At 64.6% G+C, this 21,123-nt stretch carries 22 protein-coding genes; 14 read left to right on the top strand and 8 right to left on the bottom strand.

The genetic code is table 11. The annotated features are described in order from the left end of the window. The first annotated feature begins 213 nt into the window (after positions 1 to 213). The 3 genes from UNPF46_RS17280 (at position 214) to UNPF46_RS17270 (ending at position 3,627) form a co-directional block, all read left to right on the top strand. On the top strand, positions 214 to 1,188 hold the full coding sequence (locus UNPF46_RS17280; RefSeq protein ID WP_100175364.1) for an NADPH:quinone oxidoreductase family protein: 975 nt from the start codon (positions 214 to 216) through the stop codon (positions 1,186 to 1,188). Between the two features lie 417 nt (positions 1,189 to 1,605). After that, the gene (locus tag UNPF46_RS17275; RefSeq protein ID WP_142250795.1) at positions 1,606 to 2,448 is read left to right on the top strand and encodes a hypothetical protein; all 843 of its coding nucleotides are present in this window, start codon (positions 1,606 to 1,608) and stop codon (positions 2,446 to 2,448) included. An 18-nt stretch (positions 2,449 to 2,466) separates the two neighbouring features. After that, positions 2,467 to 3,627, top strand: a complete 1,161-nt coding sequence (locus tag UNPF46_RS17270; protein ID WP_142250794.1) for a TAXI family TRAP transporter solute-binding subunit — start codon at positions 2,467 to 2,469, stop codon at positions 3,625 to 3,627. A 172-nt stretch (positions 3,628 to 3,799) separates the two neighbouring features. Here the strand turns inward: UNPF46_RS17270 and UNPF46_RS17265 are convergent, their stop codons facing one another. Both UNPF46_RS17265 and UNPF46_RS17260 read right to left on the bottom strand, forming a co-directional pair. After that, positions 3,800 to 4,192: a YkvA family protein gene (locus tag UNPF46_RS17265; protein ID WP_142250793.1), complete on the bottom strand. Its 393-nt coding sequence runs from the start codon at positions 4,190 to 4,192 to the stop codon at positions 3,800 to 3,802. Between the two features lie 101 nt (positions 4,193 to 4,293). Beyond that, positions 4,294 to 4,584 carry a 4a-hydroxytetrahydrobiopterin dehydratase gene (locus UNPF46_RS17260; RefSeq protein WP_142250792.1) on the bottom strand — a complete coding sequence of 97 codons (291 nt, stop codon included), beginning with the start codon at positions 4,582 to 4,584 and terminating at the stop codon, positions 4,294 to 4,296. 153 nt (positions 4,585 to 4,737) lie between these two features. On the opposite strand from UNPF46_RS17260, the gene UNPF46_RS17255 reads away from it, so the two are divergent. From UNPF46_RS17255 to UNPF46_RS17245, 3 genes are all read left to right on the top strand, one after another. Then, positions 4,738 to 6,183, top strand: coding sequence for a TAXI family TRAP transporter solute-binding subunit (locus tag UNPF46_RS17255; protein ID WP_142250791.1), 1,446 nt, complete (start codon positions 4,738 to 4,740; stop codon positions 6,181 to 6,183). A 191-nt stretch (positions 6,184 to 6,374) separates the two neighbouring features. Continuing rightward, positions 6,375 to 7,910: an alkaline phosphatase D family protein gene (locus UNPF46_RS17250; protein ID WP_142250790.1), complete on the top strand. Its 1,536-nt coding sequence runs from the start codon at positions 6,375 to 6,377 to the stop codon at positions 7,908 to 7,910. Between the two features lie 111 nt (positions 7,911 to 8,021). After that, complete coding sequence (locus UNPF46_RS17245) at positions 8,022 to 8,735, top strand: hypothetical protein (RefSeq protein ID WP_142250789.1); 714 nt, start codon at positions 8,022 to 8,024, stop codon at positions 8,733 to 8,735. A 4-nt stretch (positions 8,736 to 8,739) separates the two neighbouring features. Here UNPF46_RS17245 and UNPF46_RS17240 read toward each other — a convergent pair whose 3' ends face one another. Further along, positions 8,740 to 9,120: a response regulator gene (locus UNPF46_RS17240; RefSeq protein WP_100175357.1), complete on the bottom strand. Its 381-nt coding sequence runs from the start codon at positions 9,118 to 9,120 to the stop codon at positions 8,740 to 8,742. 183 nt (positions 9,121 to 9,303) lie between these two features. Between UNPF46_RS17240 and UNPF46_RS17235 the strand changes: the two genes are divergently transcribed. The 7 genes from UNPF46_RS17235 to UNPF46_RS17205 all read left to right on the top strand — a co-directional run bounded on the left by UNPF46_RS17235 (position 9,304) and on the right by UNPF46_RS17205 (position 16,454). Then, positions 9,304 to 10,068: a Crp/Fnr family transcriptional regulator gene (locus tag UNPF46_RS17235; RefSeq protein WP_100175356.1), complete on the top strand. Its 765-nt coding sequence runs from the start codon at positions 9,304 to 9,306 to the stop codon at positions 10,066 to 10,068. A gap of 209 nt (positions 10,069 to 10,277) precedes the next feature. Further along, complete coding sequence (locus UNPF46_RS17230) at positions 10,278 to 10,994, top strand: prolipoprotein diacylglyceryl transferase family protein (protein ID WP_142250788.1); 717 nt, start codon at positions 10,278 to 10,280, stop codon at positions 10,992 to 10,994. Further along, on the top strand, positions 10,991 to 12,436 hold the full coding sequence (locus UNPF46_RS17225) for a radical SAM protein (RefSeq protein ID WP_142250787.1): 1,446 nt from the start codon (positions 10,991 to 10,993) through the stop codon (positions 12,434 to 12,436). Before UNPF46_RS17230 ends, UNPF46_RS17225 begins: the two co-directional genes overlap by 4 nt. Beyond that, positions 12,433 to 12,654 (top strand): hypothetical protein, encoded by a 222-nt coding sequence (locus UNPF46_RS17220; RefSeq protein ID WP_142250786.1) that lies wholly within the window; start codon positions 12,433 to 12,435, stop codon positions 12,652 to 12,654. Before UNPF46_RS17225 ends, UNPF46_RS17220 begins: the two co-directional genes overlap by 4 nt. Then, on the top strand, positions 12,651 to 12,932 hold the full coding sequence (locus UNPF46_RS17215; protein WP_142250785.1) for a hypothetical protein: 282 nt from the start codon (positions 12,651 to 12,653) through the stop codon (positions 12,930 to 12,932). Before UNPF46_RS17220 ends, UNPF46_RS17215 begins: the two co-directional genes overlap by 4 nt. A gap of 239 nt (positions 12,933 to 13,171) precedes the next feature. Next, positions 13,172 to 14,998 carry a translational GTPase TypA gene (gene typA, locus UNPF46_RS17210; protein ID WP_142250784.1) on the top strand — a complete coding sequence of 609 codons (1,827 nt, stop codon included), beginning with the start codon at positions 13,172 to 13,174 and terminating at the stop codon, positions 14,996 to 14,998. A 202-nt stretch (positions 14,999 to 15,200) separates the two neighbouring features. Continuing rightward, positions 15,201 to 16,454: a flavin monoamine oxidase family protein gene (locus tag UNPF46_RS17205; protein WP_142250783.1), complete on the top strand. Its 1,254-nt coding sequence runs from the start codon at positions 15,201 to 15,203 to the stop codon at positions 16,452 to 16,454. Between the two features lie 11 nt (positions 16,455 to 16,465). Here UNPF46_RS17205 and UNPF46_RS17200 read toward each other — a convergent pair whose 3' ends face one another. The 5 genes from UNPF46_RS17200 to UNPF46_RS17180 are packed head-to-tail and all read right to left on the bottom strand — an operon-like array spanning position 16,466 to position 20,178. Beyond that, positions 16,466 to 17,044 carry a hypothetical protein gene (locus UNPF46_RS17200; RefSeq protein WP_142250782.1) on the bottom strand — a complete coding sequence of 193 codons (579 nt, stop codon included), beginning with the start codon at positions 17,042 to 17,044 and terminating at the stop codon, positions 16,466 to 16,468. A gap of 32 nt (positions 17,045 to 17,076) precedes the next feature. Beyond that, positions 17,077 to 17,487 carry a thiol-disulfide oxidoreductase DCC family protein gene (locus UNPF46_RS17195; protein WP_142250781.1) on the bottom strand — a complete coding sequence of 137 codons (411 nt, stop codon included), beginning with the start codon at positions 17,485 to 17,487 and terminating at the stop codon, positions 17,077 to 17,079. After that, positions 17,487 to 18,806, bottom strand: a complete 1,320-nt coding sequence (locus tag UNPF46_RS17190) for an SDR family oxidoreductase (RefSeq protein ID WP_142250780.1) — start codon at positions 18,804 to 18,806, stop codon at positions 17,487 to 17,489. Before UNPF46_RS17190 ends, UNPF46_RS17195 begins: the two co-directional genes overlap by 1 nt. Before the next feature lie 8 nt (positions 18,807 to 18,814). Continuing rightward, a complete protein-coding gene (locus UNPF46_RS17185) occupies positions 18,815 to 19,282 on the bottom strand; it encodes a DUF2269 family protein (RefSeq protein ID WP_142250779.1) in 468 nt (155 codons plus the stop codon). Further along, on the bottom strand, positions 19,279 to 20,178 hold the full coding sequence (locus UNPF46_RS17180) for a dienelactone hydrolase family protein (RefSeq protein WP_142250778.1): 900 nt from the start codon (positions 20,176 to 20,178) through the stop codon (positions 19,279 to 19,281). The genes UNPF46_RS17185 and UNPF46_RS17180 overlap by 4 nt, the downstream gene beginning before the upstream one ends. 268 nt (positions 20,179 to 20,446) lie before the next feature. Between UNPF46_RS17180 and UNPF46_RS17175 the strand changes: the two genes are divergently transcribed. Next, entirely contained in the window at positions 20,447 to 20,956 is a 510-nt protein-coding gene (locus UNPF46_RS17175) for a GNAT family N-acetyltransferase (RefSeq protein WP_008136728.1), read from the top strand. Positions 20,957 to 21,123: the final 167 nt, after the last annotated feature.

Here is a 21,123-nt window from a genome sequence, read left to right as displayed (position 1 = left end):
GAAGCTACCCAGAATCCGTCCTGCGGAAATAGTCGGGATTGCCTCGCGGAAGCTTGTCAGCGGGCCGCGCTTCGCGCAGACCCGTTGGCTCGCAACGACGCGAGGATAGGCTGCGGCAAGGTCGCTGACAAAAGAATCCCGATTGTCGGGCCGCTCTAAATCCGGCAAAACCGGGCCAACCATAATTCCACTCGAAACGCTTCAGGTGCCGTCATGAAAGCCATACTCTGCTCGCAATATTGCCAGCCCGACGATCTCGTGCTGGCCGAGGTGCCAGATCCGGTGGCGGGTCCCGGCGAGGCGGTGATCGCGATCAAGGCGGCAGCGCTGAATTTCTTCGACATCCTGATGATCCAGGGCAAGTACCAGATCAAGCCGCCGTTCCCGTTCTCGCCGGCTGCGGAAGTTGCGGGCGTGATCGAGAGCATCGGCCCCGGCGTCACCGATCTGAAGGTCGGCGATCGCGTCGTCGCGTCCTGCGGCCACAACGGTGCGCGAGAGAAGATCGCGCTGCCGGCGGCATCGATCGTGAAGATTCCCGATAATCTCGATTACGATCGCGCTGCCGGCATCATCATCATCTACGGCACCGCGCTGCATGCGCTGGAGGATCGCGCCAGCCCGAAGCCGGGCGAGACGCTTGCGGTGCTGGGCGCGGCCGGCGGCACCGGCCTTGCCGCCTGCGAGCTCGGCAAGCTGATGGGATTGAAGGTGATCGCCTGCGCCTCGTCGGACGAGAAGCTCGAATTCGCCAAAGCGCACGGCGCCGAGCTGACGCTGAACTACGCCAAGGAGGATCTGAAGGAAGGCCTGCGCAAGCTTACCGGCGGCAAGGGCGTCGACATCATCTTCGATCCCGTTGGTGGAGCCTATGCCGAGCAAGCGCTGCGCTCGATCGCCTGGGAGGGCCGCTTCCTCGTCATCGGCTTTGCCGCCGGCGACATTCCGAAGATGCCATTGAACCTTGCACTCTTGAAGGGCTGTGACATCCGCGGCGTGTTCTGGGGCGCTTGGACGCGCCAGAACCCGGAGAAGAACCGCGCCAATCTCGAAAAGCTGGTGAAGTGGACTGCGGAAGGAAAGATTTCATCGCATGTCGATCGCACCTTCCCGCTGGCCCAGACCGCTGACGCGCTGAAGGTGCTGGCAGGACGCCAGGCCATGGGCAAGGTCATCCTGCATCCGTGATTGCGATGTCATCGCAACGCCGTTTCAGCATACTCAACTGTCGTCGCCCGGCTCGGCCGGGCGATCCAGTATTCCAGAAAAAGCAGTGATTTAGCCGAGACGCCGCGGCATACCGGATTCCCCGCCCCAATGCGCAATTGCGCACAAGGGGGGGAATGACGCCCAGCGCGAAGTCAGCGTCGCTGCCTTCACCCATGCGGTAAATCCTCCTCAACCGTCGCCGCCGAAATTGCGGTGCATTCCGCGTCGTCGCCCCAATCAAACCCAAATATCTCCAGATTCGCGCAAACCGCCGTCGCTTTTTGGGCTGAATCGGACGGCGATTTACCGGTTCCAGTTTGCGGGGCGCTTCTGGACAACAATAAAAAGACTGAAGCCGGGAATGCCCCTGCGTAGTCGGTAATGGGGAGCATCACCATGGAGACGACGGCATACCGTCCGTCCGGGGAGTCGAGGGCGTTCGACTCCGATCGATCAGCATCACATCAGTCCACCACGTCCTACATCCGTGCGCGCGCCGCACGGGCCGAGCTTTCGGACGATCCAATGCCTCTGTTCCTGTCCGATCCGCTGGGAGCACCGGATCCAAGGGAATATGCGCCGCACGAATTGCGTGCCAGACCCAGGATCGTCCCGCGCCTGCTCGCGACGGGGCTGGCGATCTCCGGCGCCGCGATTCTCGCTGCGCTGTTTCAATCCGATCTGCGCAATCTCGTCGCCGGCGGCCGGTCGGGCGCGCCTTCCGGCCAGGCCATGGCTCCGAGCCACGCGCCAGCGGCACGGCAGGTCCCGCTCAAGGATCCGGCCCGCGTGACCAACACGAGGCTGGCGAGCGCCGACAAGCAGGAGCATCCGGTGCCGTCCGTGCCAAGCCGCGAAGCGATCGCGACCGCCTATCAGGTGGCGCTGCAAGCCCAATCCCAACCTCAAGCGCAAGCGCCCGCCGCAGCAGCGCCCGTGCCGCCCGAACCCGTCAGGACCCTCGACGCCGACACACTGGCAGGGCTGATGACGCGCGCCAGAAACCTGATGAGTGTCGGCGACATCGCCGCGGCGCGCCTGCTGCTCGAGCGGGCGGCCAATGCGAAAGACGCGACGGCCGCGCTTCTGCTGGCGCAGACCTACGATCCCGCAGTGCTCGGCACCAGCGACGCGCGCAGCGTCATTGCCGACACGGCGGTTGCTCGTGACTGGTACCAGCGCGCCGCAAGCCTCGGATCGGCGGAGGCGCAACGGCGCCTCGGCCAGCTCTCGAACTAGAACTCGTCAGGGGACATCATGCGTAACGCTCTAGGAATGGCGCTTGCCGCCATCATGACCATCTGTGCCTCCACTGCACGCGCCGAGCAGACGGAATACGATCCGGCAAAAGTCTCGGACGGCCTGAAGGCGATCTTCCAGTTCGGCTCGACCTCGACCAAGCAGGCGCTGAACGCCAACACCGTCACGCTGATCACCGGCACGATCGGCGGCACCTATGTGCAGTTCGGCGCCGACCTCGCCTCCGTGCTCGACGACGGCAACAAGATCCGCGTGCTGCCGATCGTCGGCCGCGGCTCGGTGCAGAGCGTCGCCGATATCCTGTTTCTGCAAGGCGTCGATCTCGGCATCGTGCGCGCCGATACGCTCGACTATCTCGAGCGCAAGGGCTTTGCCAAGGACATCAAGCGGCAATTCACCTATGTGACCAAGCTGTACAACGAGGAGATGCAGGTGATCGCGCCGAAATCGGTGGCGACGCTGAAGGACCTCGAAGGCAAGACCGTGAGCGTCGATCTGCCGAACGGCGGCACCTTCGTCACCGCCCTCACCGTGTTCGAGCGGCTCGGGATCAAGGCGAAATTCGTCTATGTCGAGCAGCGCATCGCGATGGAGAAGCTGAAGGCCGGCGAGATCGACGCGGTCATCGTGGTCGGCGGCAAGCCGTACAAATCGGTCTCGACCTTCGGCAATGACGGCCGCTTCCATCTCGCCAGGGTGGACTATTCCAAGCCGCTGCAGAGCGATTATCTGCCGGCGACGCTGACAGCGAAGGACTATCCGAACCTGATCAAGGAAGGCGAGGGCGTCGACACGATCGCGGTGCCTGCAGTGCTCGCGGCCTATAATTGGGCGCCGAACACCGAGCGCTATCGCAAGCTCGCGCTGTTCGTGGACGCGTTCTTCACGAAATTCCCGACCCTCCAGAACCCGCCTTTCCATCCCAAATGGAAGGAGGTCTCGCTTGCGGCGCCCCTGTCCGGCTGGAACAGGCTGCCGGTGGCGCAGCAATGGCTCGACAAGCACGGCGTGGAGCCGGTGACGCGCCAGCGCTTCGAAGCCTTCCTGAAGCAGAACCCTGCAGCGGCGAAGGTGTCCGACACCGACAAGGAGACGCTGTTCAGGCAATTCCAGGCCTGGGACGCGGAAAAGGCGCGGGCGGAGGCGGGGAAGAAGTAGCGGGCGCGTTTCGTCGCCATACACGCGGCGTCATCGCCCGGCTTGACCGGGCGACCCGGTACTCCGTGACGCCGGTGATTAAATCGAGAGGCTGGGGCGTACTGGATTCCCCGCTCCAGTGCGCAATTGCGCACAAGGCGGGGAATGACAGCGGAATGCGCGGCGGCAGCCGCTACGCTGCTTCCGCTTCGGAGTTGCCCTCGTCCACCCCGCGCTTCAGCGCGGCGCGGGCGGCTTCGCGATGCTCGTTCGTGATGTGGCCGGCGACCATGCGGATGGCGGTGGCGAGCACCGCGGCGTCGTCGGCAAAGCCGAGCACCGGCATCACGTCGGCGACGAAGTCGAACGGCAGGATGAAATAGGCGATCGCCCCTAACAGCGCGGCCTGGACATGGCGCGGCGTCTGCCGGTCGAACGCGCAGTAATAAGCGGCGAGCAGGTCCTCGGCGAATGGCAGATGGCCGGCGACGCGCTTCAGCTTGCGCCAGAAGCGGCGGCGCACGCTCTCGCGATCTTCCGCGAGCCGATCGGCCGGCTCGAAACCGACGCTGTGTTCGGCAGCCATGTTCGACAAACTCCCCGTTCAGCCCCGAGGCGGCGCATCGCCGCATCCCGGCTGATCACAAGATGGGGATGTGGCCGGTCCCTGCAAGACGTCCGCCGGTCTCAGCCTGCGATCGCGTTCATCGTCTTGGCCAGCGCCACGTCGAGCGCCGTGACGCCGCCGGCGTCGTGGGTCGACAGCACCACCTCCACCGTCTTGTAGACGTTGCGCCATTCGGGGTGGTGATCCATCTTTTCGGCGACCAGCGCGACGCGGCTCATGAAGCCAAACGCCTCGTTGAAATCCTTGAAGATAAAGGTTTTCCCGATGGCATCCCGGCCCTGAACCTCGCTCCAACCCGCCAGTCCGCCGAGCGCCTGCCTGCGCCCCTCCGCCGAAAGCCGTTCTGCCATGGTCCTCTCCGTCCTTCAGGGGAACTTTACCCTAACACCGTGCATATGGCCCGGGTTCATACGGGATTTCCGTCATCCGCTAACCATGACGGAGATGTAACCCCGGCGGACAAAGAAATTTGCTACAATTGCAGGCGTAAATCGCCGGCCAAGATGAAACTGAGCCTCAAGCGCCTGTTTGGGAGATCGATGACCGGGGGATTGGACCTGGCCGAAGCGCCCCCTCCGCCTTCGCCGCGATCCGCGGCGCGGAAGACGGCGCTGGTGTCACTTGCATTCGTGCTTGCGGTCGTCGGCGCGCTCGCCGGCGGCTATTACTTCGCGATGCGGCCGGTGACGCTGAAGATCGCGGTGGGTCCCGCCAACAGCGATGACGTCAAGGTCGTGCAGGCGCTGACGCAGGCCTTCACGCAGAGCAAGGGCCAGGTACGGCTGCGGCCGATCCAGACTGACGGCGCCACAGCCAGCGCAAATGCGCTGGCCGAAGGCAAGGTCGATCTCGCCATCGTGCGCGGCGACCTCGACGTGCCCAAGAACGCGCAAGCGGTCGCCACCCTGCGCAAGAACGTCGTGGTGCTGTGGTCGGTCCCGGGCAAGGGCAAGAAGCGGGGCTCGAAGATCACCAAAATCTCGCAGCTCGTCGGCCATCGCGTCGGCGTGGTCGGCCGGACCCAGGCCAACGTCAATCTGCTCAAGGTCATCCTGCAGCAATACGGCGTCGATCCCGCCAAGGTCGAGATCGTGCAATTCCCGGCCAACGAAGTTGCCGAGGCGATCAAGGGCCAGAAGGCCGACGTCTATCTCGCGGCGGGCCCCGTCAACAGCAAGATCACGGCGGATGCGATCGCCGCCTCCATCAAGGATTTCGGCGCGCCCAGCTTCATCGCGATCGATTCGGCGGATGCAATCGCGCAGAACCATCCGATCTACGAAGCGTCCGAGATCCCCGCCGGCACCTATGGCGGCTCGCCCGCCCGTCCCGAGGACGAGGTCAAGACCATCAGCTTCTCGCACCACATCGTGGCGCGCAAGGGCGTGTCCGAAACCACCATCGCGGCGTTCACGCGCCAGCTGTTCGCCGTGCGCCAGCAATTGGTGACGGAATTCCCGCTCGCGGCGAAGATCGAGACGCCCGACACCGACAAGGATGCGGTGATCCCGGTGCACCCCGGCGCCGCCGCCTTCGTCGACGGCGAGGAAAAGACCTTCCTCGACAAATACAGCGATTACATCTGGTGGGGCCTGATGGCGCTCTCCGCCATGGGCTCGATCGGCGCCTGGTTCGCCGGCTATCTGAAGAAGGACGAGCGCGACAATAACAGCCATCTGCGCGAGCGGCTGCTCGACATGATCGCCGCCGCGCGCAAGAGCGAGACGACCGAAGAGCTCGACCAGATGCAGGCCGAGGCCGACGAGATCCTGCGCGATACGCTGCGCTGCTTCGATCACGGCGCGATCGAGGAGGGCTCGCTCACGGCCTTCAACATCGCACTGGATCAGTTCCACGCCGCCGTCGCCGACCGCAAGGCGGTCCTGTTCAGCCTGCCGCAAAACCTGCAACGCGCAACGGCCCAGTTCAGGGCCGCGGGCAACGCGTAGGCGCAGGCGCGCGTAATTGCTGCGTCACATTGGCTCACTATAGCTCCCTCCGTCATCCGGGGCGATGCGAAGCGTCGAACCCGGAATCCATCGCGCCGCATTCGCGAGGAGAATTGGATTGCGGGTTCGCGCCTGACGGCGCGCCCCGGAATGCCGGCCTTCTTGCAAGCTCGGGGTCGGAGTAGATCTACATGAACATCACATTCTCCCGCCGCCGCTTCCTCGCCACCGGTGCCGGCGCGCTCGGCACCATCGCGATGCCCTATCTGTCGCGCGCAGCCGATCGGCCGGCGGTCACGCATGGCGTCCAGTCGGGTGACGTCACGATCGATGGCGGCGTGGTGTGGGCGCGGACCGACCGGCCCGCGCAGATGCTGGTCGAGGTGGCGACGACCGATACGTTCAGGGATGCCCGTGCGCTGCCGCCGATCACGGCGCTCCCCGAGAGCGACTTCACCGCAAAGATGCTGCTGGAGCACCTGCCTGCCAGCCAGGACATCTTCTACCGGATCCGCTTCCGCGACCTCTCGCACAGCGCCATCGAGGGCGAGCCGGTCGTCGGCCGTTTCCGCACCGCGCCGGCCGACCGCCGCGACGTCAGCTTCGTCTGGGGCGGCGACGTCGCAGGCCAGGGCTGGGGCATCAACCCGGACGACGGCGGCATGGTCACCTTCTCCACCATGCGCAAGCACAAGCCGGATTTCTTCCTGCATTCGGGCGACACCATCTACGCGGACGTCCCGATTGCATCCGAGGTGAAGCTCGCCGACGGCAAGTTCTGGAGGAACGTCACCATCCCCGAGAAGGCCAAGGTCGCCGAGACGCTGGACGAGTACCGCGCCGCGCACAAATACAATCTCACCGACGACAATCTCCGCGCCTTCAATGCCGAGGTGCCGATCTTCGTGCAGTGGGACGACCACGAGGTGACCAACAATTGGTCGCTGTCGAAGGAATTGCCGGCAGCCTACAAGGAACGCAACATCGCGCTGCTCGCCGCGCGCGGCGCGCGCGCCTTCCACGAGATGTATCCGCTGCGCGAGAGCATCAACGAGCCTGGCCGGATCTATCGCCAGATCTCCTACGGCCCGCATCTCGACGTGTTCATGCTCGACGAGCGCAGCTATCGCGGCCCGAACGGTCCCAATCTCGAAACCGCGTACGGCCCCGCCAGCCACTTCCTCGGACCGGACCAGATCGCCTGGCTCAAGCGCGGCCTGCTCAATTCGCGCGCGACCTGGAAGGTGATCGCCTCCGACATGCCACTTAGTCTCATCGTGTCAGACGCGGCCGGCTCGGAGGCCTTCGCGCAAGGCGACGGCCCGGTGCGCGGCCGCGAGTTCGAGATCGCCGACATCCTGCGCTTCATCAGGACGGCGCCGATCAGCAACACGGTGTGGCTGACGGCGGACGTGCACTACGCCGCCGCGCATTATTACGATCCGAACAAGGCGCAATTCCAGGACTTCGAGCCGTTCTGGGAATTCGTCGCGGGTCCGCTGCATGCGGGTACGTTCGGTCCAGCCGCGCTCGACAACACCTTTGGACCCGAGGTGCGCTTCGTCAAGGCGCCGGGCAAGGATAACCAGAATCTGCCGCCGTCCGCCGGCATGCAGTTCTTCGGTCACGTCAAGATCGACGGCGCCTCGGGCCAGATGATCGTGACCTTGCGCGACCGCGCCGACGTCGCGCTGTGGTCGACCACGCTCGATCCGAAGCGCGCCTAAGTCCAACTTGGAGCCGGATGGCGATGAACCATCCGGCCGGCCCGGACGACCATTGCAGGCCCGCGCATTTTCACGGGACTGATGCCGCCCAAGCCATTTTCGAGTTGATCCGTGCTGTTCAGCCGCCGAACCCTCGTCATCGCACTCCTGCTGAGCGCGGCGTCCCCGACATCGGCGCGGAGCCAGGACAGGGCCGCGCTGGTGCGCGAGGCTTTCGCATCGCCTTATGGCAAGGCGCTGACCATCGAGCTCGGCAAGGCGTTACGCACCAGCGCCGATCCCTCATGCCTGGCGGAGAAGGGGCTTGCGGCCGATCAGCTCGAGCCTCGCGGCCACGACATCATCCTCTCATGGGGCACGCACATGTTCGAGAGCACGGGCGCCCTCATCGATCAGCAAAACGCCGCCAATCCGTTTCCCGGCGCCACCGAGCGGGAACGCCTCGAACGCAATGCAGACGTCAAACGATTTCTCGCAATCGAGCAGCCGATGCGACAGGCCAAGGTCCTCGATCTGGTCTTCGAGCATTTCGACCGCTACGTCTTGATCAGCGGGATCAAGCTCGGCGCGGTCTCCCCCGTCGCGACCGGCAACAAGGAATTGCTCGATCGCAATCCGATCGGAGCGACCGAGGACGCGCTGGAACGATTTGTCGCGAAGTCCAAATCGTCCGCGCTGAAGCGCTTCCTGGAATTGTCGGAGCAAGCTGCCTTCGCCCAGCGAGCCGCGACCGGCAGGATCACGTCACCGCCACCGCTTCCGCATACGTATTTCCGCGGCGTCGAAAACGACCTCGCCGCACTCTGCATCCGCTCCGGCAATTGAGACGTCAGGGATTGCGCGTACGCAACGACGCCTCAAGTGCGTCGCTCGAACAGGGCTTCTGCAAACGCGGCTGGCCGGCAAATTCGGCCGGGATGCGCGCTTCGGCGCCGTAGCCGGTGACGAAGACGAACGGAATCTTCAGCGAGACCAACCGCTCGGCCACCGCAAAGCTGGTCTCGCGGATCAGCTCGACGTCGAGCAGGGCGAAGTCGGGCGCTTTTAGCGCGATGGCGTCCAGCGCCTGGGTTACCGACCCGACGGTGCGCACGCTGGTCACCCCGAAACCGAGCAGCCGGTCCTCGAAATCGATCGCGATGATCGGGTCGTCCTCGACGATCAAGACGTTGGCCGGCCGGCCGGAGCCATCGGGAGGTGCGGATGTCATGATCAGATCTTCAATGTGGGGTTTTTGCGGGATCAGGACTGCCGCGACACGATGCCTGCGCCCAGCGCATCGGAGGGTTCCCGGAACGAAACCCACCACATCGCCGTTCTCCAGTCTGTCCACTTGTGCACACAAAGGATGGACGGAACTCGCTAAGGTCGGAAGGAGGACGGGGAGCTCAGGATGGACGCGCGTATTGGCAAGACAACCGAGGTCGAAAGCCGGCCGGCCAACAATCTGTTGCGGCGCCTGAGCCACGCGGATTATGCGTTGCTCGCACCGCACGTCGCCATCGAGGACGCCGCCGCCGGGCAATTGCTCTACAATCCCGGCGACGACGTCCAGGTCGTGCACTTTCCCTGCGGGCCGGCGCTCGCGACCTTTCTCGTTCCCAACGAGGACGGCCGCGACGTCGAAACCATCCTGGTCGGCCGCGAGGGCGCGGTAGGAGGCATCGTCAGCGAAGGCTTCCTGCCCGCCTACACCCGGATCTGCGTGAAATTCGGCGGGCCGTTCGCGCGTATCCACGTCGCCAAGCTGGAAGCGGCCAAGCTGCGCTCGGCCTCGCTGCGCAACATCTTCGCCCGCTACGCCGACTGCCTGCTGGCGCAGATCTTCCAGTCGACCGCCTGCAACGCGATCCATTCGATCGAGCAGCGGACCGCCAAATGGATCCTGGCGGCAATGGAGCGGACCGGCGACGAGAGCAGCGTGCCGCTGACCCACGAGCAGCTTGCGACGCTGCTCGGCGTTGGCCGCAGCTACGCCAGCCGCGTGCTGCAGTCGTTCAAGGCCGAGCGGATCCTCGACACGCGGCGCGGATCGATCCTGGTTCTCAACCGCGACGGCCTGAAGCTGCGCGCCTGCCTGTGCAACGACGCGGTGAAGATGCATTTCGAGGAGGTGTTGCGCGGCGTCTACCCGAGCGAGGAGCGGGAGGCCGGTTAGCGAGTCTCGCTTCTTCCTTCTCCCCCTGTGGGAGAAGGTGGCGCGAAGCGCCGGATGAGGGGTTCTCTCAGCGAGCTCGCCTCGGTGCGAGAGACCCCTCACCCCAACGAGCTTGTGGCCAAAGCGGCGATGCCCTCTCCCACAAGGGGAGAGGGCGCAATCATGCGCAGCGCGGGCGTTTGAACGCGACCGTGCTATAGTCTCCCGGCATGAGCGGGGTCTTCCTTCACACCATCTTCGACATCGCGGCGTGGCTGGCGGCGGCCGCGGCCGTCTGGTGGTTGTCGCGACAGCGCCTGCAGTTTCCGGCGCAATCCTTCGAGCTGCCCTATCTCGCCGCGCTGGTGTTCGGCGCCGGCCTTGGCGCCTATCTGTTCGGCTCCGCCAATCTGTGGCTGTCGGGTCAGAGCGGCATCGCGCGCTCGGTGGAGGGCGCGCTGGCCGGCGGCATCGTGGCGATCGAGCTCTACAAACGGACGGCCGGCATCGCCTTACGCACCGGCGCACGGTTTGCGCTGCCGCTGGCCGTCGGCATCGCGATCGGGCGGCTCGGCTGCTATTTCGCGGGCCTCGACGACTTCACCTATGGCACGCCGACGGCGCTGCCCTTCGGGCATGATTTCGGCGACGGCGTTCTTCGCCATCCCGTGCAGCTCTACGAAAGCGCGGCCATGGCCCTGTTCGCGCTTGCCTATGTGCTGGCTGTCTTGAACCGAAACGCCTTTGTGATCACCAATGGTTTCTACCTGGCTCTCGCCTTTTACGGAGCGCAACGCTTCCTGTGGGAATTCCTCAAGCCCTACGGCACGCTGATCGGCCCCCTCTCCCTGTTTCACCTGCTGTCGCTGTCCATCCTGCTCTATGCCGGCGTCATGCTGGCGACGGCGCCCAAAGCGAGACGCTTGCAAAATGAGTTACCTGCATGAACGCGCCGTTGCGTAAGTCGCGTCCCTATATTTTCTGGGGCCAGACCCAATCTCTCTGCGAGACCTGCCTGAAGCTGGTGCCGACCAAGATCCAGATTCTGGACAACGAGGTCTGGTACGAAAAGCGCTGCCGGGAGCACGGCGTCCAATCGACGCTGGTTTCGACGGATGCCGCCTATTGGCGGCTGTGCAAGGACTTCATCAAGCCCGGCGACCGGCCGCTGCAATTCCAGCAGCGCACCGAGTTCGGCTGCCCCTATGATTGCGGGCTCTGTTCCGACCACGAGCAGCATTCCTGCCTGGCGCTGATCGAGATCACCGAGCACTGCAATCTCACCTGTCCGGTCTGCTTCGCCGAATCCTCGCCCGCGCGAACGAAATTCACCCCGCTCGCGACCGTCGAGAAGATGCTGGACGCGCTGGTGGCCAGCGAAGGCGAGCCCGATCTCGTGCAAATCTCCGGCGGCGAGCCGACGCTGCATCCGGATTTCTTCGCGATCCTGGAGGCGGTGCGCGCCCGCCCGATCCGCCACGTCATGATCAACACCAACGGCCTGCGCATCGCGCGCGAAAAGGATTTCGTGGCGCGGCTCGCCGAGAACAGGCGCGGGCTGGAGGTCTATCTCCAGTTCGATTCAATGCAGCGCGATGCGCTGATCGACCTGCGCGGCGCCGATCTACGCAAGATCCGCCAGCAGGCGCTGGAAAATCTCGAACATTACGGCGTCTCGACCACGCTGGTCGCGACCATCAAGCGCGGCGTCAACGATGCCGAGATCGGCGACATCGTCCGCCACGCGCTGACCTGGACATGCGTGCGCGGCGTCACGCTGCAGCCGGTGCAGGACGCCGGCCGCAACGATAATTTCGATGGGAAGACCGATCGCATCACGCTGTCGGAGATCCGCAAGCGCGTGATCGAGACCGGCGTGTTCGGCGACAAGGACATGATCCCGCTGCCCTGCAACCCCGAGAGCATCTCGATCGGCTACGGCCTGCGCAACGGTGAGAAGGTGCTGCCGCTGACCTCGCTGATCCCACAGGAGCAGCTGGTCGCGGTGATGCCCAACACCATCAGCCCGGAGAAATACCCGGTGCTGCGGGAGAAATTCGTCGATCTGTTCTCGCTGTCGTCGGGCCCGCTCAACACGTCCGAGCGCGTCTGCGAGCTCTTGTGCTGCCTGCCGAGCTTTCAGGTGCCGGACGGGCTGTCTTACGAAAACGTCTTCCGCGTCACCATCGTGCAGTTTCTCGACCGCTTCAATTTCTGCGTGGGCAACGTCAAGCGCAGCTGCATCCATTTCGTGACCGAGCAGGGGTCGATCATTCCGTTCGACACCTACAATCTGTTCTACCGCGACGGAAAGATCGACGGCATCCGCGCGGAGCTGGCCGGAGAAACTTATCGGGAAGCCAAGCAGCGCGAGGAGATGCCTCGTTGAGCGAGACGCCTTCACCTCCACCGTCGCGAAGTGGATGCGTCACTGCGCTCATGGTGATGTTCGGGGTGATCCTGCTGCTGCCCGGCATCTGCGCCTTGATTTTTGTCGCCGACTCGTCGCCCCACCTCGACAACCGTTTCATCCCTATCCTCGCCCTCACATTGCTGGTGGCATTTGCCGGCGTGATGCTGATCAGGGCCGCGAGAAAGAAACCATGAGCGATTCCAGCACCCCTCCACCAGCAGTGCCTCCGCAGAACCCGCAACAGCGCAGCGGCTGCCTGACCGCGCTCATGGTGATCTCAGGGATCATCATGTTGCTTCCAGGCCTCTGTGCCCTGCTGTTCGGCGGGATTTCGGTGGCCGACCAGGGCAAGATCGACTCCGACATCGCGCCGCTGGTCTTCCTGGGGCTGGTGGTCGGCATTGGGGGCGTCGCCCTGATCTGGGCGGCCATCAAGGGGCGAAAGGCCCCGCCCATCCGAAACGATCGCTAAGCCCCGGAGATTCCCGGACAAAATTCAGTCAACCAAGGCCCAAAGAACACATTGTTTTTTGGCCGTTTTTGCATATATTGCGCCGCAACGCACAGGGTGCCCGGTCGATATGGCCGGGCTTCCCTTTTTGGGCGGAAAGCGCCCCGTTTCCAGTCTTCCAGCGTTGTTTCGAGAAGAGGTCCCGGTCCGACCGGCGAGATCGCGCTTAACCCATTGTTCGACCGCAAAGAAGCTCACTCATGAACCTTCGTAACGTCGCCATCATCGCCCACGTCGACCACGGCAAAACGACCCTGGTCGACAAACTCCTCCAGCAGTCCGGCACGTTCCGCGAGAACCAGAAGGTGACCGATCGCGCCATGGACTCCAACGACCTGGAGCGCGAGCGCGGCATCACCATTCTGGCGAAGGCCGCCTCGGTGCAGTGGAAGGACACCCGCATCAACATCGTCGACACCCCCGGCCACGCCGATTTCGGCGGCGAGGTCGAGCGCATCCTGAACATGGTGGACGGCGCGCTGGTGCTGGTCGACGCCGCCGAAGGCCCGCTGCCGCAGACCAAGTTCGTGGTCTCCAAGGCGCTCAAGGTCGGCCTCAAGCCGATCGTCGTCATCAACAAGGTCGACCGTCCCGACGCGCGCCCGACCGAAGTCATCAACGAGGTGTTCGACCTGTTCGCGGCGCTCGACGCCAGCGAAGAGCAGCTCGACTTCCCGATCCTCTACGGGTCGGCCAAGCAGGGCTGGATGGCCGACAGCCCGGAGGGTCCGAAGGACAAGGGCATGGAGCCGCTGTTCGACCTGATCCTGCGCCACGTCGCACCGCCCAAGGTCGAGGAAGGTCCGTTCAGGATGATCGGCACCATTCTCGAAGCCAACCCCTATCTCGGCCGCATCATCACCGGCCGCATCTCCTCCGGCGTGCTCAAGCCGAACCAGCAGGTCAAGGTGCTGAACGCCGACGGCAAGCTGGTCGAGACCGGGCGCATCACCAAGATCCTGGCGTTCCGCGGTCTCGAGCGCACCCCGCTCGATGAAGCCGAAGCCGGCGACATCGTCGCCATCGCGGGCCTGACCAAGGGCACCGTCGCCGACACCTTCTGCGATCCGACCGTTGAGGTGCCGCTGCCGGCCCAACCGATCGATCCGCCGACCGTGTCGATGTCCTTCATCGTCAACAACTCTCCGCTCGCCGGCACCGAAGGCGACAAGGTGACGAGCCGCATGATCCGCGACCGTCTCTTGCGCGAAGCCGAAGGCAACGTTGCGCTGCGCGTGGTCGAAGCCGCCGACAAGGACGCGATGGAAGTCTCGGGCCGCGGCGAATTGCAGCTCGCGATCCTGATCGAGACCATGCGCCGCGAAGGTTTCGAGCTTTCGGTGTCGCGTCCGCGCGTCGTGTTCCAGAAGGACGAAGCCACCGGCGCCACCTTGGAGCCGATCGAGGAAGTCGTGATCGACGTCGACGAGGAGCACTCCGGCGTCGTCGTGCAGAAGATGAGCGAGCGCAAGTCCGAGCTGGTCGAGATGAAGCCGTCCGGCGGCAACCGCCTGCGCCTGGTGTTCTACGCGCCGACCCGCGGCCTGATCGGCTACCAGGGCGAGCTGCTCACCGACACCCGCGGCACGGCGATCATGAACCGCCTGTTCCACGGCTACGCCCCGTACAAGGGCGAGATCCAGGGCCGCCGCAACGGCGTCCTGATCTCCAACGACCAGGGCGAAGCGGTGGCCTACGCCATGTTCAAGCTGGAAGACCGCGGCCCGATGATGATCGAGCCGGGTTGGAAGGTCTACAAGGGCATGATCGTCGGCGAGCACACCCGCGACAACGATCTCGAGATCAACGTGCTCAAGGGCAAGCAGCTCACCAACATCCGCACGACCTCGAAGGACGAAGCCGTGCGGCTGACCCCGCCGATCCGCATGACCCTGGAAAAGGCGCTCGCCTATATCGAGGACGACGAGCTCGTCGAGGTGACCCCGAAGTCGATCCGCCTGCGCAAGAAGCACCTCGACCCGAACGAGCGCAAGCGCGCGGAAAAGGCCAAGGAAGCGGTGGCATAAGGCTGCCGCTCTCTCGTGCCCCGGACGCAGCGCAGCACGCAGTGATGCGCTGCTGAGCCGGGGCCCAGACACCCTCATCGCCCGCTCATCACCTTGGGTCCCGGCTCTGCGCAGCAGCGCAAGCGCTGCAGCGCGTCCGGGACGCGAGAGCTGCATATCTGTCCGGCTTCAGCGCGTATCACGAACGTGCTAGAGCCCGGCCATGACCTCCCTCCCCTCCTCCGTCGACGTCGCGATCATCGGCGCCGGGGCCGCCGGCCTTGGCGCGGCGCATGCGCTGGCGGGCTCCGGTCTTGCGGTGATCGTGCTGGAGGCGCGTAGCAGGCTCGGCGGCCGGGCCTGGACGGTGCAGGCCTCGCCCGAGGTGACCTTCGACGTCGGCTGCGGCTGGCTTCACTCCGCCGACAAGAATTCCTTCGTCGCAATCGCAAGGCAGCTGGGTTTCGAGCTCAACACGGACCTGCCGCCCTGGCGCGAGCGCGCCTATGGCAACGCGTTTCCGCGGGAGCTGCGCGACGATTTCATGCGCGCGATGGACGCGTTCTACGAGCGCCTCTGGCGGGCCGCGCAAAGGGGCACGGACGAGCCCGCGAGCCGGAGCCTCGAGGCGGGCAATCGCTGGAATCCGATGATCGACGCGATCTCGACCTACATCAACGGCTGCGAACTGAAGGACATGTCCACGCTGGACTGGGACGCCTATGAGGACACGAACCTCAACTGGCGGGTCCGCCGCGGCTATGGCGCGTTGATCGCGGCCTATGGCGCGCCCTGCCCGGTGGCACTGGACTGCAAGGTCACGCTGATCGATCATTCGGACAAACGCATCCGCATCGAGACATCACGGGGCACGCTGACCGCCGACAAGGTGGTCGTCACGGTCCCGACCAATCTGATCGCCGATGAGACGATCCGCTTTTCGCCGCCGCTGCCGCCCAAGGTCGATGCCGCAGCGGGCCTGCCGCTCGGCGTCGACGACAAGGTGACGCTCGCGCTCGAGGGTGCCGAAGCTTTTCCAAGGGAAGGCAATCTGCGCGGCGCCACCATGCGCACCGAGATGGGCACCTACCACATCCGCCCATTCGGCCAGCCCTGCATCGAAGGCTTTTTCGGCGGCAGCTTCGCCCGCGCGCTGGAAGATGCCGGCGAAGGCGCCATCGCCGCGCAAGCGATCAACGAGATCGCGGGATTCCTCGGCAACGACATCCGCAGGAAGCTGAAGCCGCTGTATGAATCGCGCTGGGCGCAGGATCCCTTCGCCCGCGGATCGTATTCACATGCGCTCCCCGGCCACGCCGGCGACCGCGCCGTGCTCGCCGCGCCGGTGGATGGACGGCTGTTCTTCGCGGGCGAAGCGACGTCACCGGAGTTCTTCACGACCGCGCATGGGGCAAGGGACAGTGGCGAGCGGGCGGCGAGGGAAGTGCTTCGCACACCAACCCGCCGAATGGCCTGATCGATCTCCGGCTAATTGGTCTCCCTCCGAAGATTGTCGATCTCTTCGTCTCGGAAGCGGTCGGTCCTGCCGCCGAACCAAACGTTGCGCGCAAACCGCTCGTCTACTTCAAACTCGATCAGATCCGGCCAGTGTTGATGTGCACGATGACGATGCCGCTCCCATGGCTCTGCATTTCGAAACCAGCGATTCAGGACGACACCACTCCGCTCAGGCGGATTTCTCCGTTTCCTCACATTCTCTGAAGTCCGGACAAAATATGCGGTCATGTGCTCTGCGAAATGCAACGCACCAGAGTGATAGACCGGACTATCGATTGGCTTGCGTCCCGGCTCCGATTGAGACGAGATAATTCCGATCCACAATTCAAATGAGCCAGGTTGCCACGTGCCCAAGACGTGATGCGCGCCGGTCAGTCGCCCCGTGACGTTCGACGAAAGCCCAACGTAAGATTTCTCGCCGGCTCCCGTCTCGTACCCGAGATAGAGGAACTCGCCGACGCCCGATTTTTCTCCACGATCTCGTGCGCTCGCCAGAGTATCGAATGGACCGTACCAATCGACCGAAACCATCAGCAACGATGCAGGCATATTCTCCTCCAACTGATGAAGCAGATATTTGACTAGAACTCGATCACCCGGCTTCGCAAATCCGCATCGGGCACGAAGCAGGCGTCATACTTCCCAAAGATGCGATAGCGGTTGCGGGCGATGAGGCTGTAGAGGGGATCACGCAACGGTTTCGGCACGACGAACAACGCGCGCACCCAGCCCCAGCCGGGAAGCAGCGACAGCACGGTCAGCGCGGCGTCCGACTTCATGAACACTTCGCCGCCATGGACGGCGGCGTTCGTATCGGGATCATCGGGGTCGATGCCGAACGTGCGCGCGAGCTTCGCGCCATAATCCGACTGGATCGGCGTGAACCGAAACCGCTTCGCCGTGTCGCGCTTGGCCACGAAGCGGACCCAACGCGAGCAGAAGATGCAGACGCCGTCGAACAGGATCACGTCGTCGTCGGGCCACTTGCTCATCAGCGATTATCCAGCATCAGCAGCGCGACCAGCATCAGCACGATCGCCGGTCCCGTCTTCACCAGCGCACCGAGCGGCTCGATCCAGAGGTCCGGCGTCAGGATCGCCGCACCCACCATATAACCAAGCGACGCGAGAATTCCCGCAACGAGCCCGATCGCCGCCGTGCGCCGGAAAGCGATCAGCACGCCGATGCTCATGTCCATCAGGCTGGTGCCTGTCGTGATGGGGTCGACCAGCGCGGGCGGAAAGTTGTGCGCGGTCAAAATGCCGGCGGCAGCGCGATACGACACGAACAGCGCGATGAAGCCGGAGACGAGCCAGAACGCGACCAGGCTCGCGAAGATCAGGGCCTTAACCAGGAACAGGCGCGCGAACCATTTGTCCTGGATGGTGGCGGGACGCCGGCCGATCGTCTCGCCCGTCGTCTCCGGTGTGATGCCTGTGGCGGCGATCCAGGCAGAGGGATCACCTTGCACGCCGCGGCGCAACTCGGCGATGGCTGTCGAGCGCATCGGCGGCATCCAGCCGAGATGGCTGGCGAGATCGCCGATCTTCGCGCCGAGGTCCAGCATGAACGACGGCATCGCGATGCGCGGCCAGCCAGCCGTGCCGAACGCATGGCGAAACGGCTTGATGACCCCGGCCATGGTGATCGGCTCGACCTGCATCAGATCCCAGCTCACCGCCTGCACGGCAGCGTCGTCAACGTCGCGCGCGGCGAGCCAGGCAATGGTCGCCGCAATATCCCCCACCGCGACGGGCTGGAACGGCGTCGCCATCTCCTTGGCCGGAAGATCGAGCGGAGACGCGGCGAGCGCGCGGAGCATGGCGCTGCCGCCATAGGCTGACGGCGCGACCACGAAACCCGGCCGCAGGATCGCGTGGGGAATGCCGGAGGCTTCGATCAGCCGCTCGGCCTCGCGCTTGGTCGTCGCAAAGGCGGTGCGGTCGGCTTCTGCGGCCCCGGGAATTGAGATGTGCGCCAGCCGGATTGCACGGCCGCTGCCACCGATCGCCGCAAGCAATCGCGTGACGAAATCCCGGTGCACGGCGCCCGTATCGCTGCCGGCGCCGTCCTGGAGCACGCCGAGGCAGTTCACGACGACATCCACCGCATGCTCGCGCAGCAGCCGCGCCAGAGCTGCCGCATCGAGCGAGAGGATCGGCAGCTCGATATCCAGCGCACTCATCCTCTGCGCCAGCGACAGCCTGCGCGCCACGCCGACCACGCGAAAGCCTCGCGCGCGGAGATCGTCGGTGACGAAGCGGCCGATCAGGCCGGAGGCGCCGAGCACCAAGATGATTCGTTCACCCATCGCGTCTCTCAAAACGGTTTTGCGATCATTAGCCACAGGATCAGTATTGTCGCGCCGAAGCCGGGGAAGCCGAACGCGAACCAGCGGCGAAACAGGACGAAGTAACGCTCCGGCAAGGCGACGCGTTGCTCGGCAGCCTTTCGCGCGAGATCGCGCATCTCGATCTGCATGAACACCACGGGGATCCAGAACAGGCCGGCGATGCAGAAGAGCGCGAGCGAGGCGAGCAGCCAGCGCTCGGTGATCGGCGTCGCCGAAAGCATCATCAGCAAGCCGCCCGTGACCGGTTGCAGGAGCACGGCGGAGAGCGTGAAGATCGCATCCGCAATCACCACGACCGATGCGGTACGTGCGATGAAGGCCACATCGTTCGTGCGATGCGCCATCAGCATGAAGAACGCAATGCCCGTTCCGGTGCCGAGAATGACGATGGCGCCGAGCACATGCAGAAACTTGACCAGGAAATACGGCGTCATGGCTTCTTGGTCGCCACTGGCTTCGGCGGGTTCAGTACGCGATCGAGCGCGCCGCCGGCGGCTTTGACACCGGCCTCACTCTCGATCATCCAATGACCCTCGCTGCCGGCGGCCGGCAGGATGCGCAGGTCCACCTTGCCGCCAGCGCCGCGAAACGCATCAGCCAGACTCTTCGAAAATGACGGCGAGAAATAGCTGTCATTGGCCGCGACGAGCCAGGTGACGGGAATGCGCGCGGCCTTGCCGAACTCCGTTGCGGCGGCAAGCAGCGTGTGTGGCGCGCAGATCCGGTTCGGCTCGTCATTGGCGTGGCCGCCGCGCCCGGGGGCAAACACCGTGATCGCGGAGATCGTCTTCGGATCGGCACCGGCGAGCGCCAGCGCGCCCCAGCCGCCGGCGGAATGGCCGATCACGATCGCGGCTTCCTTGCGAATGAAATCCTGCATTCGCAAGAACTCCAGCGCGAGCCAGATTTGCTCGGCCGTCGCCCGGCCCGAACGGGCATGGTCCGCCTCGTCACATCCGCCCTGGTCCTCGACATAGCGGCCGCCGGTCGCACCATGGCCGAGCCGCTCCGGCACCAGCACGGCAAAACCGCGCGCGACGAGATGGGCGGCGAGCGGACGGTATTCCGGCTGCGGCATTTGCGCACGACGCAGGACGTTCTGCGTCGAGGCGTGTGCGATCACCGCGAGTCGGAACGGGCCCGCGCCGGCGGGTCGAAACAGCAGGGCATGCGCGGCGATGTCGGTATTCGGCGACGGCACGCGCCACTCCTGTCGGCGCAGCGGTTCGCTCTCCTCGCCCGATGGGCCAAACGAGACCTGCGCGCACAGAGGCGGCGCAGTCAGCAGCGCCAGCAGAGGCAGGAGTGCGATGGTTTTGAAGAGCCGCATGAATGGCCGAAGGCGAACACGAACAGTGACAGCGACACTCGTAGGAGCGAATCACTCTGGGCGGGGGTTACTGCGTCACCATTGCCGTTCATTCGTTGCCGCAACAGGAGTTTTGCACTGACACATGGCACGCCGGTGCCCTCGGAGCTGGCGTCTTGTCTTTTTTCGGTACAACATGGTTAAGATACTGATGCACAAAGTCCACACGTTAACCGATAATTAACGATAGGTCTTGCCGCCGGCGCGGCGACTTGGTTTGATTGCCTCCATGAGCACAACCCTGATCGAGGTCCGGCCGGCCAAAGCTGCAGATGCAACTGCGGTGGCGTCAACTCATGACGAAGCCTGGCGCTCCGCCTATCAGGGCATCATTCCCGGCGCCGAGCTGGAGAAGCTCATCAACCGCCGCGGCCCGCAATGGTGGGACAGCGCGATCCGCAAGGGCAGCCGCGTCAGCGTGCTCGTGTTCGGCGACAAGATCGCGGGCTACGCCAATTACGGTCGCAACCGCGCCCGTAGCCTGCATTTCGACGGCGAGATCTACGAGCTTTACCTGCGCCCGGAATTCCAGGGCCTCGGCTTCGGCCGGCGCCTGTTCGCCGCCGCCCGCCGCGACCTGATGCAGAGCGGGCTGAAGAGCATGGTGGTGTGGGCGCTCTCGGACAACGACCCGGCGACGGAGTTCTACCGGGCGCTGGGCGGCCGCATGGTGGCGCGCTCGTCGGAGCGCTTCGGGCCGAAGTCGCTCGACAAGGTTGCCTTCGCCTGGACCAATTGAGCTGCTGAAAGCTGGATCGGCAGCCCTAACCTTCCGTCGATACCGCTGCCTTTGAGCCGGTGACTTCGGGATTCATTATTTCACAAAAACGCGATGGATCGGCGGGCCAAGCCCGCGTATGACAGCGCCAAAATCGCTGCCGGGCGCGATTTTACCTCGGCAACAAC

This window comes from Bradyrhizobium sp. UNPF46, from assembly GCF_006658625.1.
GTDB classification, from domain to species: Bacteria; Pseudomonadota; Alphaproteobacteria; order Rhizobiales; family Xanthobacteraceae; genus Bradyrhizobium; species Bradyrhizobium nitroreducens.
This window is presented reverse-complemented; position numbering and strand designations above follow the sequence as displayed.